Origin of the sequence: Variovorax sp. dw_308 (assembly GCF_019207085.1) — a bacterium.
GTDB lineage: Bacteria > Pseudomonadota > Gammaproteobacteria > Burkholderiales > Burkholderiaceae_C > Variovorax.
Map to the genome: position 1 here is coordinate 202153 of NZ_JAATOM010000006.1, position 21439 is coordinate 223591.

General features: G+C 67.2%; 23 protein-coding genes and 2 pseudogenes. 13 read left to right on the top strand and 12 right to left on the bottom strand.

The annotated features are described in order from the left end of the window. Positions 1 to 3: 3 nt before the first annotated feature. Complete coding sequence (locus HCU76_RS15070) at positions 4 to 912, bottom strand: cysteine hydrolase family protein (RefSeq protein ID WP_218509824.1); 909 nt, start codon at positions 910 to 912, stop codon at positions 4 to 6. Positions 913 to 1016: 104 nt separating this feature from the next. Continuing rightward, entirely contained in the window at positions 1017 to 1577 is a 561-nt protein-coding gene (locus tag HCU76_RS15075) for a hypothetical protein (RefSeq protein WP_218509825.1), read from the bottom strand. A gap of 341 nt (positions 1578 to 1918) precedes the next feature. Between HCU76_RS15075 and HCU76_RS15080 the strand changes: the two genes are divergently transcribed. From HCU76_RS15080 to HCU76_RS15095, 4 genes are read left to right on the top strand one after another with little or no spacing between them, the layout of a single operon-like run. Next, a complete protein-coding gene (locus tag HCU76_RS15080; RefSeq protein ID WP_218509826.1) occupies positions 1919 to 3160 on the top strand; it encodes an MFS transporter in 1242 nt (413 codons plus the stop codon). Then, positions 3157 to 3309, top strand: a complete 153-nt coding sequence (locus tag HCU76_RS15085) for a hypothetical protein (protein WP_218509827.1) — start codon at positions 3157 to 3159, stop codon at positions 3307 to 3309. The genes HCU76_RS15080 and HCU76_RS15085 overlap by 4 nt, the downstream gene beginning before the upstream one ends. 13 nt (positions 3310 to 3322) lie before the next feature. Then, positions 3323 to 3574, top strand: coding sequence for a DUF2917 domain-containing protein (locus HCU76_RS15090; RefSeq protein ID WP_213954369.1), 252 nt, complete (start codon positions 3323 to 3325; stop codon positions 3572 to 3574). 39 nt (positions 3575 to 3613) lie between these two features. Continuing rightward, positions 3614 to 4525 carry a LysR substrate-binding domain-containing protein gene (locus tag HCU76_RS15095; RefSeq protein ID WP_218509828.1) on the top strand — a complete coding sequence of 304 codons (912 nt, stop codon included), beginning with the start codon at positions 3614 to 3616 and terminating at the stop codon, positions 4523 to 4525. A gap of 50 nt (positions 4526 to 4575) precedes the next feature. Here HCU76_RS15095 and HCU76_RS15100 read toward each other — a convergent pair whose 3' ends face one another. Both HCU76_RS15100 and HCU76_RS15105 read right to left on the bottom strand, forming a co-directional pair. Continuing rightward, positions 4576 to 5484 carry a nucleotidyl transferase AbiEii/AbiGii toxin family protein gene (locus HCU76_RS15100; RefSeq protein ID WP_218509829.1) on the bottom strand — a complete coding sequence of 303 codons (909 nt, stop codon included), beginning with the start codon at positions 5482 to 5484 and terminating at the stop codon, positions 4576 to 4578. Further along, a complete protein-coding gene (locus HCU76_RS15105; RefSeq protein WP_213954372.1) occupies positions 5481 to 6080 on the bottom strand; it encodes a type IV toxin-antitoxin system AbiEi family antitoxin domain-containing protein in 600 nt (199 codons plus the stop codon). Before HCU76_RS15105 ends, HCU76_RS15100 begins: the two co-directional genes overlap by 4 nt. Before the next feature lie 338 nt (positions 6081 to 6418). Here HCU76_RS15105 and HCU76_RS15110 point away from each other — a divergent pair, with 338 nt between their 5' ends. The 9 genes from HCU76_RS15110 to dmpG all read left to right on the top strand — a co-directional run bounded on the left by HCU76_RS15110 (position 6419) and on the right by dmpG (position 14092). Next, positions 6419 to 6736, top strand: coding sequence for a hypothetical protein (locus tag HCU76_RS15110; RefSeq protein WP_213954373.1), 318 nt, complete (start codon positions 6419 to 6421; stop codon positions 6734 to 6736). A 29-nt stretch (positions 6737 to 6765) separates the two neighbouring features. Then, complete coding sequence (locus HCU76_RS15115; protein WP_213954374.1) at positions 6766 to 7083, top strand: hypothetical protein; 318 nt, start codon at positions 6766 to 6768, stop codon at positions 7081 to 7083. Positions 7084 to 7290: 207 nt separating this feature from the next. Then, a complete protein-coding gene (locus HCU76_RS15120; protein ID WP_256354213.1) occupies positions 7291 to 8253 on the top strand; it encodes a TRAP transporter substrate-binding protein in 963 nt (320 codons plus the stop codon). 90 nt (positions 8254 to 8343) lie between these two features. Further along, positions 8344 to 8871, top strand: coding sequence for a PPC domain-containing DNA-binding protein (locus HCU76_RS15125; protein WP_218509830.1), 528 nt, complete (start codon positions 8344 to 8346; stop codon positions 8869 to 8871). Between the two features lie 44 nt (positions 8872 to 8915). Continuing rightward, complete coding sequence (locus HCU76_RS15130) at positions 8916 to 10817, top strand: TRAP transporter large permease subunit (protein ID WP_218509831.1); 1902 nt, start codon at positions 8916 to 8918, stop codon at positions 10815 to 10817. 28 nt (positions 10818 to 10845) lie between these two features. Further along, positions 10846 to 11163 (top strand): YciI family protein, encoded by a 318-nt coding sequence (locus tag HCU76_RS15135; RefSeq protein ID WP_213954377.1) that lies wholly within the window; start codon positions 10846 to 10848, stop codon positions 11161 to 11163. A 17-nt stretch (positions 11164 to 11180) separates the two neighbouring features. Continuing rightward, complete coding sequence (locus HCU76_RS15140; protein WP_218509832.1) at positions 11181 to 11972, top strand: fumarylacetoacetate hydrolase family protein; 792 nt, start codon at positions 11181 to 11183, stop codon at positions 11970 to 11972. A gap of 99 nt (positions 11973 to 12071) precedes the next feature. After that, positions 12072 to 13034, top strand: a complete 963-nt coding sequence (locus HCU76_RS15145; protein WP_218509833.1) for an acetaldehyde dehydrogenase (acetylating) — start codon at positions 12072 to 12074, stop codon at positions 13032 to 13034. Continuing rightward, positions 13031 to 14092, top strand: a complete 1062-nt coding sequence (gene dmpG / locus HCU76_RS15150; protein WP_218509834.1) for a 4-hydroxy-2-oxovalerate aldolase — start codon at positions 13031 to 13033, stop codon at positions 14090 to 14092. The genes HCU76_RS15145 and dmpG overlap by 4 nt, the downstream gene beginning before the upstream one ends. Positions 14093 to 14235: 143 nt before the next feature. Here dmpG and HCU76_RS15155 read toward each other — a convergent pair whose 3' ends face one another. The 8 genes and pseudogenes from HCU76_RS15155 to HCU76_RS15185 form a co-directional block, all read right to left on the bottom strand. After that, positions 14236 to 15138 (bottom strand): LysR family transcriptional regulator, encoded by a 903-nt coding sequence (locus tag HCU76_RS15155; protein ID WP_218509835.1) that lies wholly within the window; start codon positions 15136 to 15138, stop codon positions 14236 to 14238. A 17-nt stretch (positions 15139 to 15155) separates the two neighbouring features. Next, positions 15156 to 15860 (bottom strand): annotated as a pseudogene (locus tag HCU76_RS15160) (dienelactone hydrolase family protein); the annotation flags it as partial. Positions 15861 to 15975: 115 nt separating this feature from the next. Then, a complete protein-coding gene (locus HCU76_RS36635; protein ID WP_256354214.1) occupies positions 15976 to 16518 on the bottom strand; it encodes a flavin reductase family protein in 543 nt (180 codons plus the stop codon). A gap of 441 nt (positions 16519 to 16959) precedes the next feature. Next, positions 16960 to 17706, bottom strand: a pseudogene (locus HCU76_RS36640) (styrene monooxygenase/indole monooxygenase family protein); the annotation flags it as partial. A 21-nt stretch (positions 17707 to 17727) separates the two neighbouring features. Then, positions 17728 to 18966: a styrene monooxygenase/indole monooxygenase family protein gene (locus tag HCU76_RS15170; RefSeq protein ID WP_218509838.1), complete on the bottom strand. Its 1239-nt coding sequence runs from the start codon at positions 18964 to 18966 to the stop codon at positions 17728 to 17730. A 44-nt stretch (positions 18967 to 19010) separates the two neighbouring features. Then, on the bottom strand, positions 19011 to 19802 hold the full coding sequence (locus HCU76_RS15175; protein WP_218509839.1) for an SDR family oxidoreductase: 792 nt from the start codon (positions 19800 to 19802) through the stop codon (positions 19011 to 19013). 60 nt (positions 19803 to 19862) lie between these two features. Then, complete coding sequence (locus HCU76_RS15180; RefSeq protein WP_218509840.1) at positions 19863 to 20636, bottom strand: SDR family NAD(P)-dependent oxidoreductase; 774 nt, start codon at positions 20634 to 20636, stop codon at positions 19863 to 19865. Next, positions 20633 to 21418, bottom strand: a complete 786-nt coding sequence (locus HCU76_RS15185; protein WP_213954387.1) for an SDR family oxidoreductase — start codon at positions 21416 to 21418, stop codon at positions 20633 to 20635. The genes HCU76_RS15180 and HCU76_RS15185 overlap by 4 nt, the downstream gene beginning before the upstream one ends. Between the last annotated feature and the right edge of the window lie 21 nt (positions 21419 to 21439).

A 21439-nucleotide genomic window follows, 5' to 3' on the forward strand; every position in this document is an offset into this window, starting at 1 on the left:
GATTCAGCGGGCCTTTGCCGTAGGGGTGCCGAGTGCGGCGATCAGCGATTCTGCGGTCGCCACGAAGCCATGCAGTTGCTGCACGATGAAATGGATGCCGCGCGTGACGTAGGCCGGCGACGGCGTGCTGCACGCATCCTTCAGCAGCACGCAGTCGTAGCCGAGGAAGGCCGCGTCCTGCAGCGTGGAGAACACGCAGCGGTCGGTGTTGATGCCCGCGAACATCAGCGTGGTGATGCCTTGCTGGCGCAGCAGCGTGTCGAACTCGTTGTCCCAGAAGCCGCTGAGACGGTGCTTGTTCACCGTGATGTCGGTGGGCGCGACGGCCAGTTCGTCGATGACCTGCGCGCCCCACGATCCCTGGACCAGCGAGGGACCGTGGTCGATGGGGGAATGTTCGGCATAGCCGACCCCGTCGGCGCTGCGCTTGCCCTTGAACTGGATGGTCGGGCTCAGGTTGCGCTTGTCGGCGCGGATGCCCCAGTTGCACCACACGACCGCGCCGCCGGCCTTGCGCCAGGCTGGCAACAGTTGCGCGAGCGTCGGGATGGGCTTGCGGCAGGGCTTGATGTCGATGCCCTTCTGCGCGAACCAGCCTTGGGGATGGCAGAAGTCGTTCTGCATGTCGATGACGACGAGGGCGGTGCGGGCGAGGTCGAATTCGATGGGTTGCGGCAGCGCGGGGAGCGGCACCGGCCGGGGTCGCTTCGGTGTGCGCACGAGGCTGACGGTGTCTCCTTCGAGGGTCCATGCGTTGTGGGCCGCGGGACCGAAGCGCGCGGGAGCCTTGGCCTTGCGTGCAGGCGCGTCGGCGGCTTTTTTCGCGCGAATCTCGCTGGCGGCCCTGGCCAGGGGCGCGGCGCCGATCGGGGTCTTGGAAGCGGTACGGAGTGCGGCGGTCTTGGGTGTCATGCCCGCAAGCAAGCACTGCGCGTGCCAGCAGGCATTGCGCATCGGCATGCGGGCTCGCCGGACCGGGATCGGCCGCGCGGCATGGCATGGGCCCGGTGGCGCTGTCAGTGCGCCGGGCCGACCGGCGTGCCGTTGACGCTGCGCGCCTCGACCACGCGGCCAGCCCCGGTGACGAGCGGCCTGGCTTCGCCCGTGGCCCTGACCTTGTCGCCGATCTTCAGGCCCAGGCGCTCCATGCCTTCGGGCCGGGTGTGGATGAAGTCGCCGCTGTCCAGCACCACGCCGTTGGCTGCGCCGTGCCTTGCATAGTTGAAGCGAACGACGGTGCCGGTGACTTCGTCGTCGTGCGGGCGCGCAGGCTTCGGCGGCTTGCCGTCCACCGACACCAGGCGCTCGAACCGGTAGACGGTGTGCAGCGCCTCGCCCTTGGGGGATGGGCCGGCCTCGGTGCCTTCGATGACGAGCGCCTGGCCTTCGCGCAGGCCTGTGAACTGCTCGGCGACGGACGGGTCGTGCGGGTCGGCGACGAACTGCGTAGGCACGCCATCGGTGTCGATCAGCAGGCCTTCGATGGCGCCCTTGGGGCTGTAGACGAGGTGGTGGAAGCGGCCTTCGACGGACCAGACGTCGAGCAGGTCCTCGTGATGGGCGTGGGCATGTGGCATGGAAAGTCCTCCGGAAGTGGGTGGAGAAGAAATGGGTCGACGCGATGTCGGGACGCGGGCGGCGATGACGGCATCAGGGTGCTGGCGCGTGTCGTCGAGGCGCGAGCGGCATTCATCCGATTGCCGGGTAGGAGAAGTGCACATCAGCGCTCCAGAGGGACATGGTCGGCGAACGGAATCGGCGACTGGCTGGCAGCCGCCGGACTGCCTTGTCGCGCAGCGGGGCATGCCGCGCCTTCATGGCAGCCCTGCAAAGAAGTCGGGCCACGACCGGCCCGGCCTGGGTTCAATCGTCGATACGCGGGGCGCCGACGGCGCCGCGAAATCGAAAGGAACTCCATATGCGCCACGCCAGCAAGGGCGGTCCCGGCAACATCCTCTGGGCAGTCATCTGCGGCGGCTTGATCATGGGCGCCGCGCTCGGCGCGCGCCATGTGCAGGGCCTGTTCCTCATCCCGATGACCCTCGATCGCGGCTGGTCGCGCGAATCCTTCGGGCTGGCGATCGCGCTCCAGAACCTGGTCTGGGGCTGCGCCCAACCCTTCACCGGCATGCTGGCCGACCGCTTCGGCTCGGTGCGGGTCATCGCGCTGGGGACGCTGCTGTATCTGGTCGGCCTGGTCCTGATGTCGCTCTCCGTCACGCCCACGCAACTCACGCTGAGCGCGGGCTTGCTCATCGGCGTCGCGCTGTCGTGCACGGCCTTCGGCACGGTGTACGGCGCCATCAGCCGCATCGCCGAGCCGTCCCGGCGAAGCTGGGCGCTAGGCATGACCGGCGCGGTGGGCGGGCTCGGGCAGTTCGTCATGGTGCCGGTGACCCAGGGGCTCCAGCACTGGCTGGGGTGGGCCGCGGCGCTGGTGGTGCTGGGCCTGGCCATCGGCTTGCTCGGTCCGCTGGCCCTGGCCCTGGACGACAGGGCTTCGACTTCAACTACGACATCCGCAGCGCCTGCCCGCACGCAGTCGATCCGCGAAGCGGTGCACGAAGCCTTCCAGCACCGCGGCTTCTGGTTGCTCAACGCGGGCTTCGTCGCATGCGGATTCCAGCTGGCCTTCATCGGCACGCACCTGCCGGCCTACCTGCTGGGGCGGGGGCTGCGCGCGAGCGACGCGGTGGCGGGGCTGGCGATCATCGCGCTGGCCAACACGGTGGGCACCTTCGCCTGCGGCTACCTCGGGGACTTCTACCGCCGCAAGTACCTGCTGTCGGGCATCTACCTGGCGCGCTCGGCGGCGATGGCGGCGTTCTTCCTGCTGCCGCTGAGTGCCACCAGCCTCTATGTCTTCTGCGCGGTGATGGGCCTGCTCTGGCTGGGCACGGTGCCGCTGACGAGCGGGCTCATCGCGCAGGTGTTCGGCGTGCAGTACATCGCGACGCTGTTCGGCCTTGTCTTCTTCGGTCATCAGGTCGGCTCGTTCCTCGGCGTCTGGCTGGCGGCCCACGTCTTCGACGTGACGAAGTCCTATGACCTGATCTGGGTCGGCTCGATCGCACTCGGCTTGCTGGCCGCGGCGCTGCATTGGCCCATCGACGATCGGCAAGTGGCGCGTGGCGTCGTTCCCGCAGGGGTGATGGCATGAAGACCTCGACGACAACAACGAGACGCGGGCTGGCGCTCGGCGGCGCGGCCGTGCTGGTCGCCGTTGTCATCGCATGCATCGCGCTGCGCCTGTGGCTCGAACCATCGCGCGCCGTTGCGCTCGTGGAACTCGTTTCGTTCTGCCGATGAGGAGGCACGCACCATGAAACCGAACGACCTTCCGCACGACGTTCTCACCGTCGTCTACCGGCAACCGCGCAGGATCGAACCGCTGCGCGAAACCGTGTGCGTGATCTGCCAGTCGGGCACGGCATGGATCACGATCGAGGGGCAACGCGATGACGTGATCCTGGTCGCTGGCGACTTCCATTGCGTGCAGCCCGGCCAGAAGGCGCTGCTGGCCGGCATGCCGGAGTGCCGCGTGGTGATCGATGCGGGAGGCCGCATGCAATGAGGCGTGCGGGGCTGGCTATCGCTGGCTAGACTGCCACGCATGTCCGTTCCGCTCGTCCGGCTTTCCTCGCTCGACCTGATCCGGGGCTTTGTCGCCGTCGGGCGTCGCATGAGCATCACGCAGGCGGCGGACGACCTGTGCCTGACGCAATCGGCGGTGAGCCGGCAGGTGCGCGCGCTCGAAGAGCAACTCGGCGTCACGCTGCTGGAGCGCAAGAGCCGCGGCGTGCAGTTCACGCCGGCCGGCGAGCGGCTGTTTCGCAGCGCCGATGGCGCGGTGCAGCAGTTGCAGGACGTGCTCGGCGAGATCCGGCGCGACAGCGCGCAGCAGCAGGCCGTGACCATCTCGGCCAGCATCGGCATCTCGGGCCTCTGGCTGTTGCCGCGGCTGGGCCGGTTGCAGCAGGCGCATCCCGGCATCGAGGTGCGCCTGTCCGCGACCAACGACGTGGTCGACATGACGGTCGGCCAGGTCGACCTCGCGCTGCGCTACTGCCCGCGCAGCGTGGCGCCGGCGGGGGCCGTCTGGCTGTTCGGCGAGCGGGTGGTGCCGGTGGCGCACCCGTCGCTGGGCATCCGGGCGTTGCAAGGGCCGGATGCGCTGCGCCAGGTGCACTTGCTCGAGTTCGACGACTCGCGGCCATGGCTGCAATGGCGGCCCTGGCTGCGCGAGCGGGGATGGCAACAGGCCAGGCCGCGCGGCGTGCTCCGCTTCAACCAGTACGACCAGGTCATTCACGCGGCGCTCGCCGGCCAGGGGATTGCGCTGGCCAGGTTCGAGCTGGTGCGGCCATTGATCGACAACGGCCAACTCGTCGCCGTGGCCGCGCCGCCCGACAAGGCGGAGACGCCGATTGCCTATTGGCTGATCCGCGCCGAAGCGCAGCCGCGCGAACAGGTGCAGCGGGTGGCCGCGTGGATCGAGGCGGAAGCGGCGGCAGTGCGGGGTTGACGGGGCGCGGTTGACGGGGCGCGTGGCCTGGGCACGCAAGCTTGCGCTGCTCAGTCCGTCCAGGTCGCGAGCAATGGAATCCATTCCTGGGCGCCCTTGTCCGCCTTCTTGGCGGCCGCCTCTGTTGGGAGCCAGAGCAATCGGCCGAGCAGATTGACTACGTCGCCCAGCGAACCCGAGGTCAAGCGGTTCTTGGTCAGGAAGGCCAGCCATTGGCGCTGTTTGACGGGGTCATCACTGAACACCGTTGTCAGCGCAAGCGGCTTCGTTGTCGGCAATGCCGTCGAGCGCCGCGCAAAGGTTGCCGCGATGGCGTCACTCAACGTGGCGAGGTCCAATTCCGTGCGCCGGGCGATCACCGCCAGATCGTAGAAGTCCTTCAGGCGCGTGTTGGCCTGCCCCAGCATCACCATGGCCTGGTACTTCTCGGCAATGACGGTGTAGACCGGATAGGCGCGGAGCACTGGCGCGTCGAAACCGTCCAGCAATGTCGGGAACGCAACCGCTTGCGCCGCAGGCGTCACGGCGTCGCCGAAGCCTACGTCGATTTGCAATCCACAGCGCGCCGAACCAAGCCTCGCCTGCAAGGTGATGCGCATGCCGCCGTAGGCGTTGTCTTCGCGAATGACCTGGGCGCGCACCGAACGGGGATCGAAAACGATTCCTTCATCCTCGACCATCGCCGCGAGATCGCGGAAGACGGCGGTGAGGCTCTCGGCGTCGGCGGGACCAAAGCCAAGCAGGTCCGCATCGCGGGTCGGGCGATGCGGTTCGTCGTACCAGAGCGCAAACAGCAGCGCTCCCTTGAGAAGGAACCGATTCGCATGCGCGGAGGTGCTGATGCGGAACAACAGGCGTTCCAGCGCGAACCGGTTCAACAGCAGGTTGTAGTCGTCCCCCCGCTCCTTCGCCAGCGTCAGCAGGCGCGCCAGGATGGACACAGGCAGGCCTTTGCTCATGCGACGATGGCCTCGAGGTAAGGCTGCATGACTCTTTCGACCCGATTGATCTTGGCGAAGTGCGCAATCCCGGTCATGTCGACCTTGCGTTCACGCCATGCGTCCTTCAGTGCTTCCATTGCCACGTCGAGCCCGATCTTGTTGCGAAACTTGAAGCAGTCCGTCACCGTCTTGGCGGCGCTGTAGACGCGAATCGGCGCGCCATGCTCCAACACGGTCAGGACGCCCTCCGTGTAGGCGTCCCCTCGCAGGCGCGCGATGCGCAGTGACGGATAGCCCAGCGCCGGTGCTTGCGTCCCTTCGGGCAGCGCGATCCAGACCTGATGAGGCGCCTGCGTGCCGATCTCGTGAAACTGCAGTGCGGACAGCAGGCAAACCACGGCTTTCGGCACGCGCGCACAAACTTCCATGAGCGTCTGGTGCTCGGTGATTTCGACATCCAGCAGGCTGTAGACGCCGCGGGCAACGCGTTGCAATTTGCCGGCCTGATGCAGGCTGATCAACTGCTGGGGTGACCAACCGTGCTCCCGAACGTCGGCGGCGCGCAGCATGCGCCGACGCTTGGCAAGCTCAAGAATCTGGTCTGCGTCTGTCATTTGGTGGATTTTAGTATCCGCATTACTTTTTCTCAAATAATGCGTATTTCAAAACGCGCATTGACCCGAAGCCACGGTCCCCTGCCCTGCCGTGCGCAAGGGCAGATGTGGCCGCTATCACGCAACAGCGGGGAGCCGACGGCCCTGTCGAGCACCCACCCAAGTCCATTGGTGTTTTCCCACCATCCCTTGGCACTCGCGGAATGGCTGATATCTCCGTTTGACGCTTCCTCGCGTGGCGCACAGTTTTTAAGCTTGGCCCGTCAATTTCGAATAGGTCGAAGTTGCAGCGGCAAGGCCGATTCGCCAGCCGCCATCAACATGAATGAGGACATCCAATGCCGTTGTTTCTGAATGAAGTCTGGTTGGGCGACATGACGCCCTCGGTCATGGCGGAAGCCGTGGAGTTTTTCGGCAACCTGAGCGTCGGCTCCAAGCCCGACAACCTGCCCAACGATCTGCGGATGGTGGCGGGCCCGTGGCTCTCGGCTGAGGAGACCAAGGTGATGTTCGTCTTCGAGATCAACGACCCGTCGGACATGTTCGACGCCTATGCGGAGCGGGTCGTCAGCGGTCTTTTTTCGCATCGCAAGCTCACGCTGCTTTCCAGTTGGGAAGGCATGAAAGCCTATTCCGACCGCGTCAACGCGATCTAGTTGTTTGCCGAATTCCAAGGAGAAATTCAATGCCGGTTTTTTTCAATGAAGTGTGGCTGAAGGACATGAGTCCGCCGGTCATGAAGGGTGTGACCGATTTCCTCGGCAAGCTGCGTGAAGGCGTCAAGCCGCACAACCTGCCGGAGGACCTCAAGCTCCTCGCAGGCCCCTGGCTTTCCAACGAAGAGGCCAAGGTCTATTTCGTCTTCGAGATCGATGACCCGACGAAGACCTATGAAGCGTTCGCGGAGCGCGTGGCGGAAGGCCTCTTCCTGCGCCGCAAGCTGACGCTGGTGCAGAACTGGGCCGGCGCCCGCTCCTTCGCGGCGCACCTGGCCCGCAAGTAGACCGTCTGCCGGTCCTTGCCGACGCGCAGCCGACGACCCTGACAACAACCCGACAGAGACAACACCGTGACCCAGACAAACACAAACCCAGCGCCCTTCACCGCACCTGCCTCGGACACGGTGGCACACGGAGGCCCGACCTCTCATGCGAGGCGCCAGTCGTTCCGGCAGTTCGCCGCGCTCGGCGCCGCGGCGCTCGCGCCCTCGCTGCTGCTGAAACCGTCCACGGCCAACGCCGCAGGCGCGGAGTTCTCGTACAAGCTCGGCATCGCCCTGGCCCCGTCGCACCCGACGACAGCCGGCTTGCAGGAGGCCTGCGCCACGATCCTGCGCGAGTCCAAGGGGCGGCTCTCGATCGAGGTGTTCCCGAACAGCCAGTTGGGCAGCGACACCGACATGATTTCCCAGGTTCGCTCGGGCGCGATCGATTTCGTGAGCACGGCCGGTCTGATCTGGGGCACGCTAATCCCCGGCGCATCGATCAGTGGCGTGGGCTTTGCCTTTCCCGACTACGACACCGTCTTCAAGGCCATGGACGGCGACCTCGGCGCTCAGATCCGCTCGGGCTTCGCCAAGGCCGGCTTGCTGCCCCAGGCGAAGATCTGGGACCACGGCTTCCGCCAGGTGACCAGCAGCGGCCGGCAGATCAAGACGCCGCAGGACCTCGCCGGGTTCAAGCTGCGCGTGCCCCTCAGCCCGGCGCTCACGTCCCTGTTCAAGGCGTTCGGCGCCGCCCCCGCGGGCATCAACATGGCGGAGGTCTACACCGCGCTGCAGACCAAGATCGTCGACGGCCAGGAGAACCCGCTGACCATCGTCGACACGGCCAAGCTGTACGAGGTGCAGAAGTTCTGCTCGCTGACCTCGCATGTGTGGGATGGCTTCTGGCTGGTCGCCAACCTGCGCAAGTGGAACGCGCTGCCGGAAGACCTGCGCCAGCTGGCGTCCACCACCTTCGACGCGCAGGCCCTGCGCCAGCGCCAGGCGATCCGGGCGCTCAACGTGCGGCTGGGCGATGAGCTGAAGAGCAAGGGCATGACCTTCAACACGCCGGACCTCGCGCCCTTCCGCGAGGAACTCAAGAAGTCGGGCTTCTATGCCGACTGGAAGAAGAAGTTCGGCCCCGAAGCCTGGGCCACGCTCGAGAAGTACGCGGGCAACCTGTCCTGATCCAACTTCGCCCATTCGTTCGTTGACGTGGTGCTTGCGGCACCGCGTCGGCGGGTGCCTGCGCCATCCCAACAGAAACGAGACATGCACATGAAACCGATCCGACTCCTCGGCCTCGCCGCAGCCCTGGCTGCGCTCGTGGCCACCGCCCTCCCTGCACGCGAAGCCCAGGCCCAGGACCTCAAGGGCAAGTACGTCAGGACGCCGACGGGCTACCTGATGGTCCTGCGCAACGGCGACGACGTCATCGCGAACCTGGAGCGGCTGGCCGTGGTGGAGCAGATACCGAGCGCCAGCTTCGTCGGCATCGGCTTCATGCGCGAAGCGACGTTCGGCTTCTACGACTTCAGTCGCAAGGCCTTCGACCCCAAGACCTTCAACAACGTGGAGGTTGCCAACCTCACCGGGACCATCGCGTGGAAGGAGGGCAAGCCTTCCATCCACGCGCACGGCCTGGTCACCGACGGCAGCTTCATGGCCAGCGGCGGACATCTGCTCGGCCTGACGGTCGGCACCGGCTCCTCGGAGATCACCGTGCTGCTGCACCCGGAGAAGTACGAGCGCTTCGTCGACCCCGCCATCGGCGCGAACGTTCTCGGCCTGCCGGGACACCAATGAACACCGCGGCCATCGTCCGGTCCACGACACATCCAGGAGGCTCCATGCACAGCCAACCGCAGGCCATCGTTGCGCCCATCCCGGAGTTGCCGGGCCAGGACGCTGCAACCACGTCGATCCCGGCGTGGCTCGCCCGGTGCGAGAAGTTCCTCGGCCATCTCACCGAGATCCCGGCGGCGCTGCTCGTGCTGGCGGAGATCTGCGTGCTGTTCGCCGGTGTCACCAGCCGCTACCTGTTCCACACGCCCATCATCTGGGCCGACGAACTGGCCTCCCTGCTGTTCCTGTGGCTGGCCATGTTCGGCGCCGCGGTCGCGTTCCGGCGCGGCAGCCACATGCGGATGACGGCCTTCGTGGACAAGGCCTCGCCGGGCACCCGGTCCCGCCTGGACCTGTTCGCGGTGGTGGCGGCGCTGGCCTATCTGGTGCTGATCGCGCATCCGGCCTACGAGTTCGCGGTGGACGAAATGATGGTGACCCTGCCGGCCATGGACATCTCGAACGTCTGGCGTGCGGCGGCCATCCCGGTCGGTGTCGTGCTGATCACGGCGATGGCCTTGCTGCGGCTGGCCAGCTTTGCCAACCGCAAGCAGGCGGCGCTGGTGGTCCTGGCGGTCGCCTTGCTGGTCGGCGCGATGCTGGCGCTGCAGCCGGTGCTGGCGGGCCTGGGCAACCTGAACCTGCTGATCTTCTTCGTGGGTGTCGTCGGCTTGCTGGTGTTCTCCGGCGTGCCGATCGCCTTCGCATTCGGGCTGGCGACGCTGGGCTACATCGGCCTGACGACCTCGACGCCGGTCGGCGTGGTGATCGGGCGCATGGACGAGGGCATGTCCCACCTGATCCTGCTGTCGGTGCCGATGTTCGTGTTCCTGGGCCTGCTGATCGAGATGACCGCCATGGCCAAGGCGATGGTCGACTTCCTGGCCAGCCTGCTGGGGCACATCAAGGGCGGCCTGTCGTACGTGCTGATCGCCGCGATGTATCTGGTGTCGGGCATCTCGGGATCGAAGGCCGCCGACATGGCCGCCGTCGCGCCGGTGCTGTTCCCGGAGATGAAGCGCAGGGGCGCCAAGGAGGGCGACATGGTGGCCCTGCTGTCCGCCTCCGGCGCGCAGACCGAGACCATTCCGCCCAGCCTGGTGCTGATCACCATCGGCTCGGTCACCGGCATCTCGATCGCGGACCTGTTCACCGGCGGCCTGGTGCCCGGCGTGGTGCTCGCGATCATGCTCAGCGCCGTGGTGTGGTGGCGCTACCGGTCGGGCTCGCATGCGGTCGACCGCAAGGCGGCATGGCGTGTCATCGGCAAGACACTGGTCATCGCCGCCCCGGCGCTTGCCTTGCCTTTCGTGATCCGGGCCGCGGTCATCGAGGGCGTGGCAACGGCGACAGAGGTGTCGACCATCGGCATCGTCTACTCGGTGTGCGTGGGCCTGCTCGTCTATCGCAAGTTCGACTGGCGCCGGGTCGGTCCGGCACTGGTGGAAACGGCTTCGCTGTCGGGTGCCATCCTGCTCATCATCGGCGCGGCGACCGGCATGGCCTGGGCGCTGACGCAGTCCGGGTTCTCGCGGCAACTGGCGGAAGTCATGACGCACCTGCCGGGCGGCGCCGCGGGCTTCCTCGCGGTCTCGATCGTCGCGTTCATCGTGCTCGGCAGCGTGCTCGAAGGGATTCCGGCGATCGTGCTGTTCGGGCCGCTGCTGTTCCCGATCGCCAAGCAGTTGGGCATCCACGAGGTGCAGTACGCGATGGTGGTGGTGCTGTCGATGGGCATCGGTCTCTTTGCACCGCCCTTCGGCGTGGGCTACTACGCCGCTTGCGCCATCAGCCGCGTGAGCCCCAGCGAAGGCATCAAGCCGATCGCCGGCTACATGCTCGCGCTGCTCGCCGGAACCATCCTGATCGCCGTCTTCCCGTGGTTCTCCATCGGCTTCCTCGGCTGATCGCTCTTCTCCATTTCAAAGGACTCCCATGAAGTTTTCCTGCTGGATCACCTACGCCCCGGATGCGGCAACGGTGGCCGAACTGCGGCCCCGACACCGCGCCTATCTCGCCAGCCTGCTGGCCCAGGGTGAGCTCGTGCTGGCCGGCCCATTCGCCGACGGCAGCGGTGCCCTGTTCGTCTACGAGGCAGCGGACGAAGCCGCCGCCATGCACCTGATCGGCCAGGACCCCTTCTTCACCGGCGGCGTGTTCGCGCAGGTGCTGGTCAAGCCCTGGACCGCCGTGTTCTGCAACCCCTCTGCCTTGCAGCCAGCGCTCGCCTCGGCAGCGCTGGCCTCCTCCTGAAAAAGAAAGCGACAAACATGACCACCATGCCTCCATCGATCGCCGACATCGCCACCCGCCTCCGGGTCGCGGCCCAGACCGGCATTGCCATACCGCCCATCCGCGATGAACTGAAAGACGGTGGCGCCGATGCGGCCTACCGGATCCAGGAAGCCAACACCCTGTTCCACCTGGCCGAAGGCCGGCGCCTGGTCGGACGCAAGATCGGACTCACGTCCAAGTCCGTGCAGTTGCAGTTGGGCGTCGACGCGCCCGACTTCGGCATGCTGTTCGCGGACATGGAACTGGATGCCGGCGAGGAAGTGGCCCTCGGCCGCGTGATGCAGCCGAAGGTGGAAGCCGAGGTGGCCATCGTCCTGAAGCGCGACCTCTCGGACGAAGGGCTGACGCTGTCCCGGCTGATGTCCGCCGTGGCCTACGTGCTGCCTGCCGTCGAGATCGTCGGCAGCCGCATCCAGAACTGGGACATCCGCCTGCTCGACACGATCGCGGACAACGCGTCATCCGGCCTCTATGCGCTCGGAACCGAGCCGCGCAAGCTCGACCAGGTCGACCTGCGGCTGTGCGGCATGGTCATGGAGCGGCGCGGCGATGTGGTCTCGGTCGGCGCCGGCGCCGCGTGCCTGGGCCATCCGCTGAACGCCGCGCTGTGGCTCGCCAGGAAGATGGTCGAAGTCGGAAGGCCGCTCAAGGAAGGCGACGTGATCATGAGCGGGGCGCTGGGGCCGATGGTCGCGGTGGCGCCGGGCGACTCGGTGGTCACCACCATCGGTGGTCTTGGCAGCGTCACCACCCAGTTCGCCGCCTGAACGCGTGGCTTGAACTCGCCACTGAATTCGCTGCCTGCATTCGCCGCCTGAAGCCACGCCAGCTTCACGCCCCAATCATTCATTTGTTAGGAACCAACCATGCCTCCACACAAGCTCAAGGTCGCGATCATCGGCCCGGGCAACATCGGCACCGACCTGATGATCAAGGTCATGCGCAACAGCCAGCACCTCGAGATGGGTGCGATGGTCGGCGTCGATCCGAAGTCCGACGGGCTCGCGCGTGCCGAGCGCCTCGGCATCGCCACGACAGCCGAGGGCATCGAGGGCCTGCTGCGCCTCGATGTCTTCGAGGACATCGACATCGTGTTCGACGCCACCTCCGCAGGCGCTCACAAGCACCACAACGCCGTGCTGCAGGCGCACGGCGTCCAGGTGATCGACCTCACGCCGGCGGCCATCGGCCCCTATGTGATCCCGGCCATCAACCTCGAAGCCGAGAACGCGAGCAACATGAACATGGTCACCTGCGGTGGCCAGGCGACCATCCCGATGGTGGCGGCCGTCTCGCGCGTGGCGAAGGTGCACTACGCGGAGATCGTGGCATCGATCTCCAGCAAGAGCGCGGGGCCGGGCACGCGGGCCAACATCGACGAGTTCACCGAGACGACGAAGGCGGCCATCGAGAAGCTCGGCGGCGCCGAGCGCGGCAAGGCGATCATCGTGCTGAACCCGGCGGAGCCGCCGCTGATCATGCGCGACTCGGTGTTCGTGCTGTCCGAACTGGCCGACCAGGCGCTGGTCGAAGCCAGCATCGAGCAGATGGTGGCCAGCGTGAAGGCGTACGTGCCGGGATACCGGCTGAAGCAGCGCGTGCAGTTCGACGTCATCGCGCCCGAGCATCCGCTGAACGTGCCCAGGCTCGGGCCGCGCCACGGCCTCAAGACCTCGGTCTACCTGGAGGTCGAAGGCGCCGCGCACTACCTGCCGTCCTATGCCGGCAACCTCGACATCATGACCTCGGCCGCGCTCGCCTGCGGCGACATGATGGCCCAACGACGCATCGCCCGCGGCATCGCCCGCGGCCTGAAGGAGACGACATGAATCCCGGCAAGAAGCTCTACATCAGCGACGTGACGCTGCGCGACGGCAGCCACGCGATCCGCCACCAGTACAGCATCGCGCACGTCAAGGCGATCTCGGCGGCGCTCGATGCCGCCGGCGTCGACAGCATCGAGGTCGCGCATGGCGACGGGCTCGAAGGCTCCAGCTTCAACTACGGCTTCGGTGCCCACACGGATGTGGAATGGATCGCGGCGGTGGCCGAGACGGTCAAGACGGCGAAGGTGGCGACGCTGCTGCTGCCGGGCATCGGCACCACGCACGACCTGCGCAATGCCTACGACGCCGGCGCGCGCATCGTGCGCGTGGCCACGCATTGCACCGAGGCGGACGTCTCGCGCCAGCACCTGGAGTACGCACGCGAACTCGGCATGGACCCGGTGGGCTTCCTGATGATGAGCCACATGACCACGCCGAAGAAGCTGGCCGAGCAGGCGCTGCTGATGGAAAGCTACGGGGCGACCTGCGTGTACGTGGTCGATTCCGGCGGCGCGCTGGGCATGGGCGACGTGCGGGACCGCTTCCGCGCCTTCAAGGAAGTACTCAAGCCCTCGACGCAGACCGGCATCCATGCCCATCACAACCTGAGCCTCGGCGTGGCGAACTCCATCGTGGCGGTCGAGGAAGGCTGCGACCGCATCGATGCAAGCCTGGCCGGCATGGGCGCGGGTGCCGGCAACGCGCCGCTGGAAGTGTTCATCGCCGCGGCCGAGCGCCAGGGCTGGCATCACGGAACGGACCTCTACCGGCTGATGGACGCGGCGGACGACCTGGTGCGACCGCTGCAGGATCGCCCGGTGCGGGTCGACCGCGAGACGCTGGCCCTCGGCTATGCGGGCGTGTACTCCAGCTTCCTGCGCCACGCGGAGGCGGCCGCGAAGAAGTACCGGCTGAAGACGGTGGACATCCTGGTTGAGTTGGGCGCACGCAAGATGGTGGGCGGGCAGGAAGACATGATCGTGGACGTCGCGCTCGACCTGCTCAAGCGCTCGGCACATGCGCACGACCATGCGCAGCCGGAGATGAGCGAAGCAGGATAGATGAACCCACCCCCGAATGCGCCTGCGGCGCTTCCCCCTCAAGGGGCGCACCCAGCGGCCCGGCAAAGCCGGTTCCGCGGGTGCTCACGAACATGCTTCGCTGCGCTCGCGTTGGTTGATGCATCGCGGGCGCTGCGCCGGCATCAGTCCTGTTGCAGCTCGCGGCCGATTTCGCGAATGAGCGAAGCCACGGCCCTGCTGGCCAGCGTCATCGGCCGGTGCACGCTGGTGGAAAGCACCAGCGTGCGCGTGAGGGCGGGCTCCACGATCTGGGACACCTGCAGGCGCTTCTGCGCCAGCTCGAAATGCACGGCTTGCCGGGTCAGGATCGTGTAGCCGGAGCCGCCGGCCACGATCTCCTTCATGGCCGTGAGGGAGTCGACTTCCACGGCCACGTGGATCGGAACCTCGAATTTCCTGGCCGTCTCGGCCAGCATCAGGCGCAGCCCGTCGGGGATGCCGGGCAGCACCAAGGGCAGGTTTGCCAGGTCGGCGAACTTCATCTGCGGTTGTGCGGTGAGCAGGTCGCCCGCCGGTGCAACCAGGTAGAGACCGGCGGTGTTCAGCGCTTCGTCGGTCCTGGCGGCATGGACTCCCTCGTAGCGGGCGAGCACGCCGACATCCGCGCGCCCATTGGCCAGCCATTCCTCGATGCTTCCTGAAAAGCCTTCCATGAGCCTCAGCTCGACTTGCGGATAGTCCCTGAGCACCCGCTGGAACAGCGCACCGACGACGAACTGCGTGATCGACGTCTGCATGGCCAGGCGAACGGGGCCGCTGGGCACCCCGGCATGCGCGCGGATCTCGTCCCTGAGCGCATCCGCCTCGGACAGGATGCTGCCGACGCGCGGCATGATCGCCTGCCCGAATTCCGTCAACACCAGACCGCGGCCCGTGCGATGGAAGAGCTTGGCGTCGAAGTCGCGCTCCAGCGCCGCGATCTGCTTGCTCAACGCCGACTGGGCGATGCCCCGCGCGGCGCAGACCTTGCTCAGGCTGCCCGCTTCGACCAGGTCCACCAGGAGCTGAAGCTGCTTCAGGTCCATGGAGGCCGGCGCTATTGCGGCCCTATCGCCGCCCGCAACGCATCACGGGTGCGCTGGTTCGCCAGCGTCGCGGCAGCCTCGTCGAAGTGGTCGCCGCCCACACGCGCGAACGCATGGTCGACGCCGGGGTACGAGAAGACGTCGATCCGCTCGCGCCCGGCCAGCGCCTTCTTGATCGCCGCCTGCGATTCGGGCGGGCAGAACTGGTCTTTTTCGGCGATGTGCAGCACCAGCTTGCCGCGGATCTTTTCGGCCTCGCCGAGCGCGCTCTCGATGCCGACGCCGTAGTAGCCCACGGCCAGGTCGACATCGGTGCGGCAGCCAGCCAGGTAGGCCAGCTTGCCGCCGAGGCAGTAGCCGAGAGCGCCGGTCTTGCCGGGCAGCGTTTCCGGCCGCTTGCGCAAGGCATCCAGCGCCGCCTGGATGTCTTCCACGCCCTTGGCTTCGTCGAAGCCCTTGTAGTAGCCGAAGGCGCGTTGCCAGTCGGCCTCGGTGTAGCCCAGTTCCACACCCGGCTCCTGGCGCCAGAACAGGTCCGGCACCAGCACGGTGTAGCCCTCGGCGGCATAGGAATCGGCGGCTTCCTGCATCGTCGAATTCACGCCGAAGATTTCCTGCGCCAGCACCAGGCCCGGTCCCTTGCCGGCCGGGGGCACGGCGAGGTATGCACGAAAGCTGCCGCTGCCGTCCGCGGCGTCAACGTTGATCCACTGTCCAGCCATCTGAAATCCTTCCAGGTTGATGTCGATTGAAAGCCCCCCGGGGCCGGCCTTGCCCAGCCCGCCCCCCCGAGGGGGTCAAGTCGAGATGGCAAAGCCACATCGACTCGAGAGGGGCTCATTGTGGGAGTTCCGGGTGCCGCGTGGCCACCCGATAGAACCCGGAGTGAAAAACCAGCGGCTCGCCGTCGAAGCGCTCGTAGTGCTCGACCTCGCCGATGAAGATCAGGTGGTCGCCGCCCTCGTACTGCTTGACGTTGCGGCAGACGAAGCGGGCGATGGCGCCGTTGAGCAGCGGCACACCGCCGATGCCTTCGCAGCAGTCCACGCCGCTGAACCTGTCGGGCAGCGCGGTGGAGAACTGGCGCGACAGGTGGTGCTGGTTCGCGGCCAGCACGTTGATCGCGAAGTGGCTGCCGCCGGTGAAGTCGGGCAGGCTGGCCGCTTCCTTCGCCAGGCTCCACAGCACCAGCGGCGGGTCCATCGACACAGACGAGAAGGAATTGGCCGTCATGCCGATGCGCCGGCCGTCGATGGCACGGCTCGTGATGACGGTCACGCCGGTGGCGAACTGGCCGAGCGCCCTGCGGAAGTCGCGCCGGTCGAAGCGGTCGCCCGCCGCTTCCCTCGCCTTGGTGTCGAGGAAGCGGTCCGCCTCCAGCGCGTCGAACCACCAGGGATGGAAGATGCGCGGATCGTCGAAGCCGTTGACGATGGTGCTCGCCACCGCGGGCGCGCTGGCGGCGCTTTGCAGCAGCTTGAGCACGTGCGGGGGCGGCGCGCCCAGCAGGCTGTTGGTCCACTCCGTCGCCCACGCGGCATAGCCCTTCCAGTAGCGGTCGAAGGTCTGCTGCATCCACTCGGTGTTGAAGGAATCGCCTTCGTGGTCGAGGATGCTCTTGAGGTAGATGTCCGCGCACTTGGCGGCATTGTTGGAGCCCTGGCCGGTGATCGGGTCGTTCAGCACCACCGTGTCGGCCATGCCGAGCACGCAGCGCCCCGAGGGCAGCCTGGCGACGGGCTTGCGCACGGTGGGCGTGAAGCGGCCGGCGAGGATGCCGTTGTCGTCGGTCAGCGCGATGTCCTTGCAGCGCTCGGCCTCCCAGGGCAGGAAGGTGTCGAGGATCCACTTGCTCTTCGCGAGGTGCTCTTGCGGTGTCCTGACGTCGTCCCAGCAATCCATGGGGCCGCCGGGCACGCCCTCGAACACCATGATCTCGCAGGGGCCGGTGGTGGTCAGCGCCGGGAAGACGAAGTATTCGCCCACGCCGGGAATCAGGTTGAAGCACACGCGCGGGTACGGCTGCGCGGGCTTCATGCCTCTGACGTAGGTGAGCGCGAGCGCACGCTGCGGCTTATCGAAGGGCGACTTCGCGGCATCGCGTTCGAACAGCCCGCTGATCTCGCCCTTGCCGCTGGCCACGATGACGAGGTCGTGCGTCTGGCCGTAGGCCTCGATGTCGGCGATGCCGGCCTCCTGGATGATCAGTTCACCGCCGCGCTGCTCGAACTCGGCCATCCATGCCGGGACCTTGAGGCGTTGGTCGACGGACTTCGCGGGGCTGTCGAGCGGCGCGGTCCAGTCGATGGCCTTGCCGCCGCCGGGCGCCGGCACTGCGAGGCCGATGCCTTCGACCGGCGGGCAGTCGTCGTTCCACCAGTCGAGGCCGAGTTCTCGCTCGGCCTGCAGCGCGGTCTCGAACATGCACTGGCTCGACATCACCGGCCCTTGGCGAATCTCCTGCGCGCTGCGGTTGGAGACGACCGTGACTTCATGTCCCGCACCGAGCAGGCCCAGCGCGAGTTGCATGCCGGACTGGCCGGCGCCGATGATGGCGATGCGCTTCATGTCCGCTGCTGCCGCCGGCCTCTACGCGGCAGCCGCCCACTGGCCGATGAAGCGCTCCGACTCGGCCGGGTCGGCAAACCACGGGAAGAAGGTGCGCGGGTCGTCGAAGCCGTTGACGATGGCGGTGGCCAGCGGCGGAATGGCGCCGGCGGCCCCGAGCAGGTTGAGCACGTGCGGCGGTGGCGGCAGCAGCAGCATGTTGGTCCACTGCGTGACCCACTGCGAATAGCCGTACCAGTAGCGGTCGAAGGTGTGCTGCATCCAGACGTGGTCCACCGGCTTGTCGCCATGCTCGACGATGCTCTTCAGGTACACGTCGGCGCACTTGGCCGCGTTGTTCGACCCCTGGCCGGTGATCGGGTCGTTCAGCACCACCACGTCGGCCATGCCCATGATCTTCCTGCCCGAAGGCAGCGTGGCCACGGGCTTGCGCACCGTCGGCGGAAAGCGGCCGGCCAGGATGCCGTTGTCGTCGGTGAGCTGGATGTCCTTGCAGCGCTCGGCTTCCCACGGCAGGAAGGTGTCGAGGATCCACTTGCTCTTGGCCAGGTGCTCCTCGGGCGTCTTCACGTCGGCCCAGCAATCCATCGGGCCGCCGGGGATGCCTTCGAACACCATGATCTCGCACGGGCCGGTGGTGGTCAGCGCGGGGAACACGAAGTACTCGCCCACCGTCGGGATCAGGTTGAAGCACACGGCGGAGAAGGGCTCGCGTGGGCGCATGCCGGTCACGTAGGTAAGGGCCAGCGAACGCTGCGGCTTGTCGAAGGTGGACTTGGCCGCGTCGCGCTCGAACAGTTTGGAGATCTCGCCCTTGCCGCTGGAGACGATGACGAGGTCGTGGCTCTTCGCATAGGTCTCGAGGTCATCGACGCCCGCGTCCTTGACGATGAGTTCGCCGCCGGCCTCCTTGAAGGCGTCCATCCAGCCGGGGATCTTCACGCGCTGGTCCACCGACTGCGCGGGCGAGCGCAGGCGCGCGCCCCAGTCGATGAGCTTGGCGCCCTTCTGCTCCGGGTTGGGCACTGCCAGCGAGATGCCGTCGACGGTCGGGCATTCGCGCTCCCACTGATTGAGGCCGAGGTCCCGCTCGATCTGCAGCGAGGTGTGGAACATGCACTGGCTGGACATCACCTTGCCGGTGCGGATGTCCTCGCCCGTGCGGTTGGTGACGAGCGATACCTCGTAGCCCGCGGCCAGCAGGCCGAGCCCGAGTTGAAGTCCGGACTGGCCGGCACCGACGATCATGATCTTGCGCATGCGATTTCTCCAGCAGGGATTGAGAAGCGGGGGGTTCTTGGGATTCAGGACATGAGCTTGGGGATCGCCGGCTCATACGACTCCGGCCCCATCGCCGAGTAGCCGCCATCCACCGCGTAGTCGGCGCCGGTCACGAAGCTGGCCAGGTCCGAGCAGAGGAACAGCACCACGTTGGCCACCTCCTGCGGGTCGCCCACGCGGCGCAGCATGTGGAAGGGCGCGGCCACGCGGTCGGTCTTGGCGCGGTCGCCGTTGGTGAGCTGGTTCATGATGGCCGACCAGGTCCAGCCGGGCGACACGCTGTTCACGCGGATGCCTTCGGTGGCCATGTCCATCGCCATGTTGCGGGTGAGCTGCACCATCGCGGCCTTGCTCACCGGATAGAGCCAGCGCCCGGTCTGCGCGCACTTGGAGGAGATGCTGGTGAAGTTGACCACCGCGCCCTTGCCCGCCTTGTTCATGTGCGGCCGCACCGCCTTGAGCATCATCACCGCGCTGGCCACGTTGACGTTGAAGGATGTCTGCCAGTCGGCGCGCGAGGCGTTGATGCCGTCGTCGACATAGGAGCAGGCCAGATTGACCAGGATGTCGACGCCGCCATGCAGCTTCACTGCTTCGTCCACGCAGGCCTGCACCTGCGCGTCGTCCGTGATGTCCGTGTGGCGGAACACCACGCCACCCGGCACGCTCGCCGCCACGGCCTTGCCGCCTTCCGCGTCGATGTCGGCCACCATGACCTTCGCGCCGGCCTGCTGGAACGCGCGCACGACGCCGGCGCCCAGCAGCGTGGCGCCGCCCGTCACGATCACACTCTTGCCCGTCAATCCGCTGAACATGGGAATCTCCTTCTTTGGCTGTTGTTGCTGTGGTGTTGATTTGTACGTTCGATCCCGCGCCTAACTCGCAATCGAAAACCCGCCCCCGGAGACATCGAGCAATGCGCCGGACACGAATGACGCCGCATCCGAGGCGAGCCAACAGATGGCCTCGGCCACCTCCTCGGGCTGCGCGACGCGGCCCATCGGGATCGAGCCGGCGATGCGCCGGGCATAGACCTCGTCGTGCGCGAAGGCGCCGAGCATGGGCGTTTCAGTGGCGCCGGGCCGCACGGCGTTGATGCGGATCTTCTCCGGCGCCAGTTCGCGCGCCAGGCCCTTGGCCAGGCCGTCGACCGCACCCTTTGACGCGCCGTACACCGTCTTGCCGACCCGCCCGCCGATGGTCGCCGCCATCGACGACACCAGCACGATGCAGCCGCCCGCGCCGTCACCGCTCGTGCCCATGCGGCGCGCGGCTTCGCGGCAGCACCACATCGTGCCGAGCACGTTCACGCGGACGATGCGCTCGACATCGGCATCCTCAATCTTCGCGATGGGCACCGGCCACGCCGTGTCGACGCCGGCGGAATGCACGAGCGCATCGACGCGGCCGAATTTCGCGATCGTGGTGTCGAACAACGCCGCGACCTGCGCGGGGTCCGAGACGTCGCCTGCCAACGTGATGCATTCGCCGCCCTCGTCGCGAATCTGCCCGGCCAGTGCTCTGGCCGGACCGTCGTCGCCCACGTAGTTGATGGCCACGCGATAGCCCGCCGCGGCCAGCCGCCGAACCGCTGCTGCGCCGATGCCGGAGGCGCCGCCCGTCACCAGGGCGATCTTCGGCTGCGTCATGGCCGCAGAGCCTCAGCGGGCACGGGCTGCGGATGTTGCGCCAGGTACAGCGGATTGCGCGTCGGCGAGATGACGATCTCGTTGACGCAGGCGCGCGCCGGCAACTCCGCCACCATGCGGATCACGCGGCCGAGGTCTTCGGGCAGCAGGAAGGACTGGCGCTCCTCGTCGGTGGGCGGCCGGGGCCGCTGGTCGAGGAAGGGCGTGGACACTTCGGCCGGGCAGATCGTGCAGGCACGGATGCCGTTGACGCACTCCTCGACGTTGATCGCCTCGGTCAACGCGACGACGGCATGCTTGGCCGCGGTGTACGCGGCGCCCGCGGCACGCACCACGTGCTTGCCGCCCCAGGAGGCGATGTTGACGATCAGGCCGTCGCGCTGCCGGCGCATGGCCGGCAGCACGGCCTGCGCACAGTACAGCGCGCCGCTCAGATTGACGTCGAGCATCCTTTGCCAGTCCGCGACATCGAGTTCGTGGAGAAAGCGGCGCGGCACATTGAGCCCCGCACAGTTCACCAGGATGTCGACCGCGCCGTGCCGCCCGAGGATGGCCTTGCCCGCGGCTGCCACCGCCGCGGCGTCCGCCACGTCGAGCAGGACCGAATCGCACATCGCACCGTCGTTGCGCAACGCGCGGGCGGCGGCCTCGAGCGCGTCGGCCTGGTTGCCGCTGATGACGACCTTGGCACCGCCATCGGCGAGCGCCTTCGCGGTCGCGAACCCGATGCCGGTGGCGGCGCCGGTGATCCAGGCCACCTTGCCGTGAAGACTCTCGCTCATCTGCATATCTCCGATGTGCTG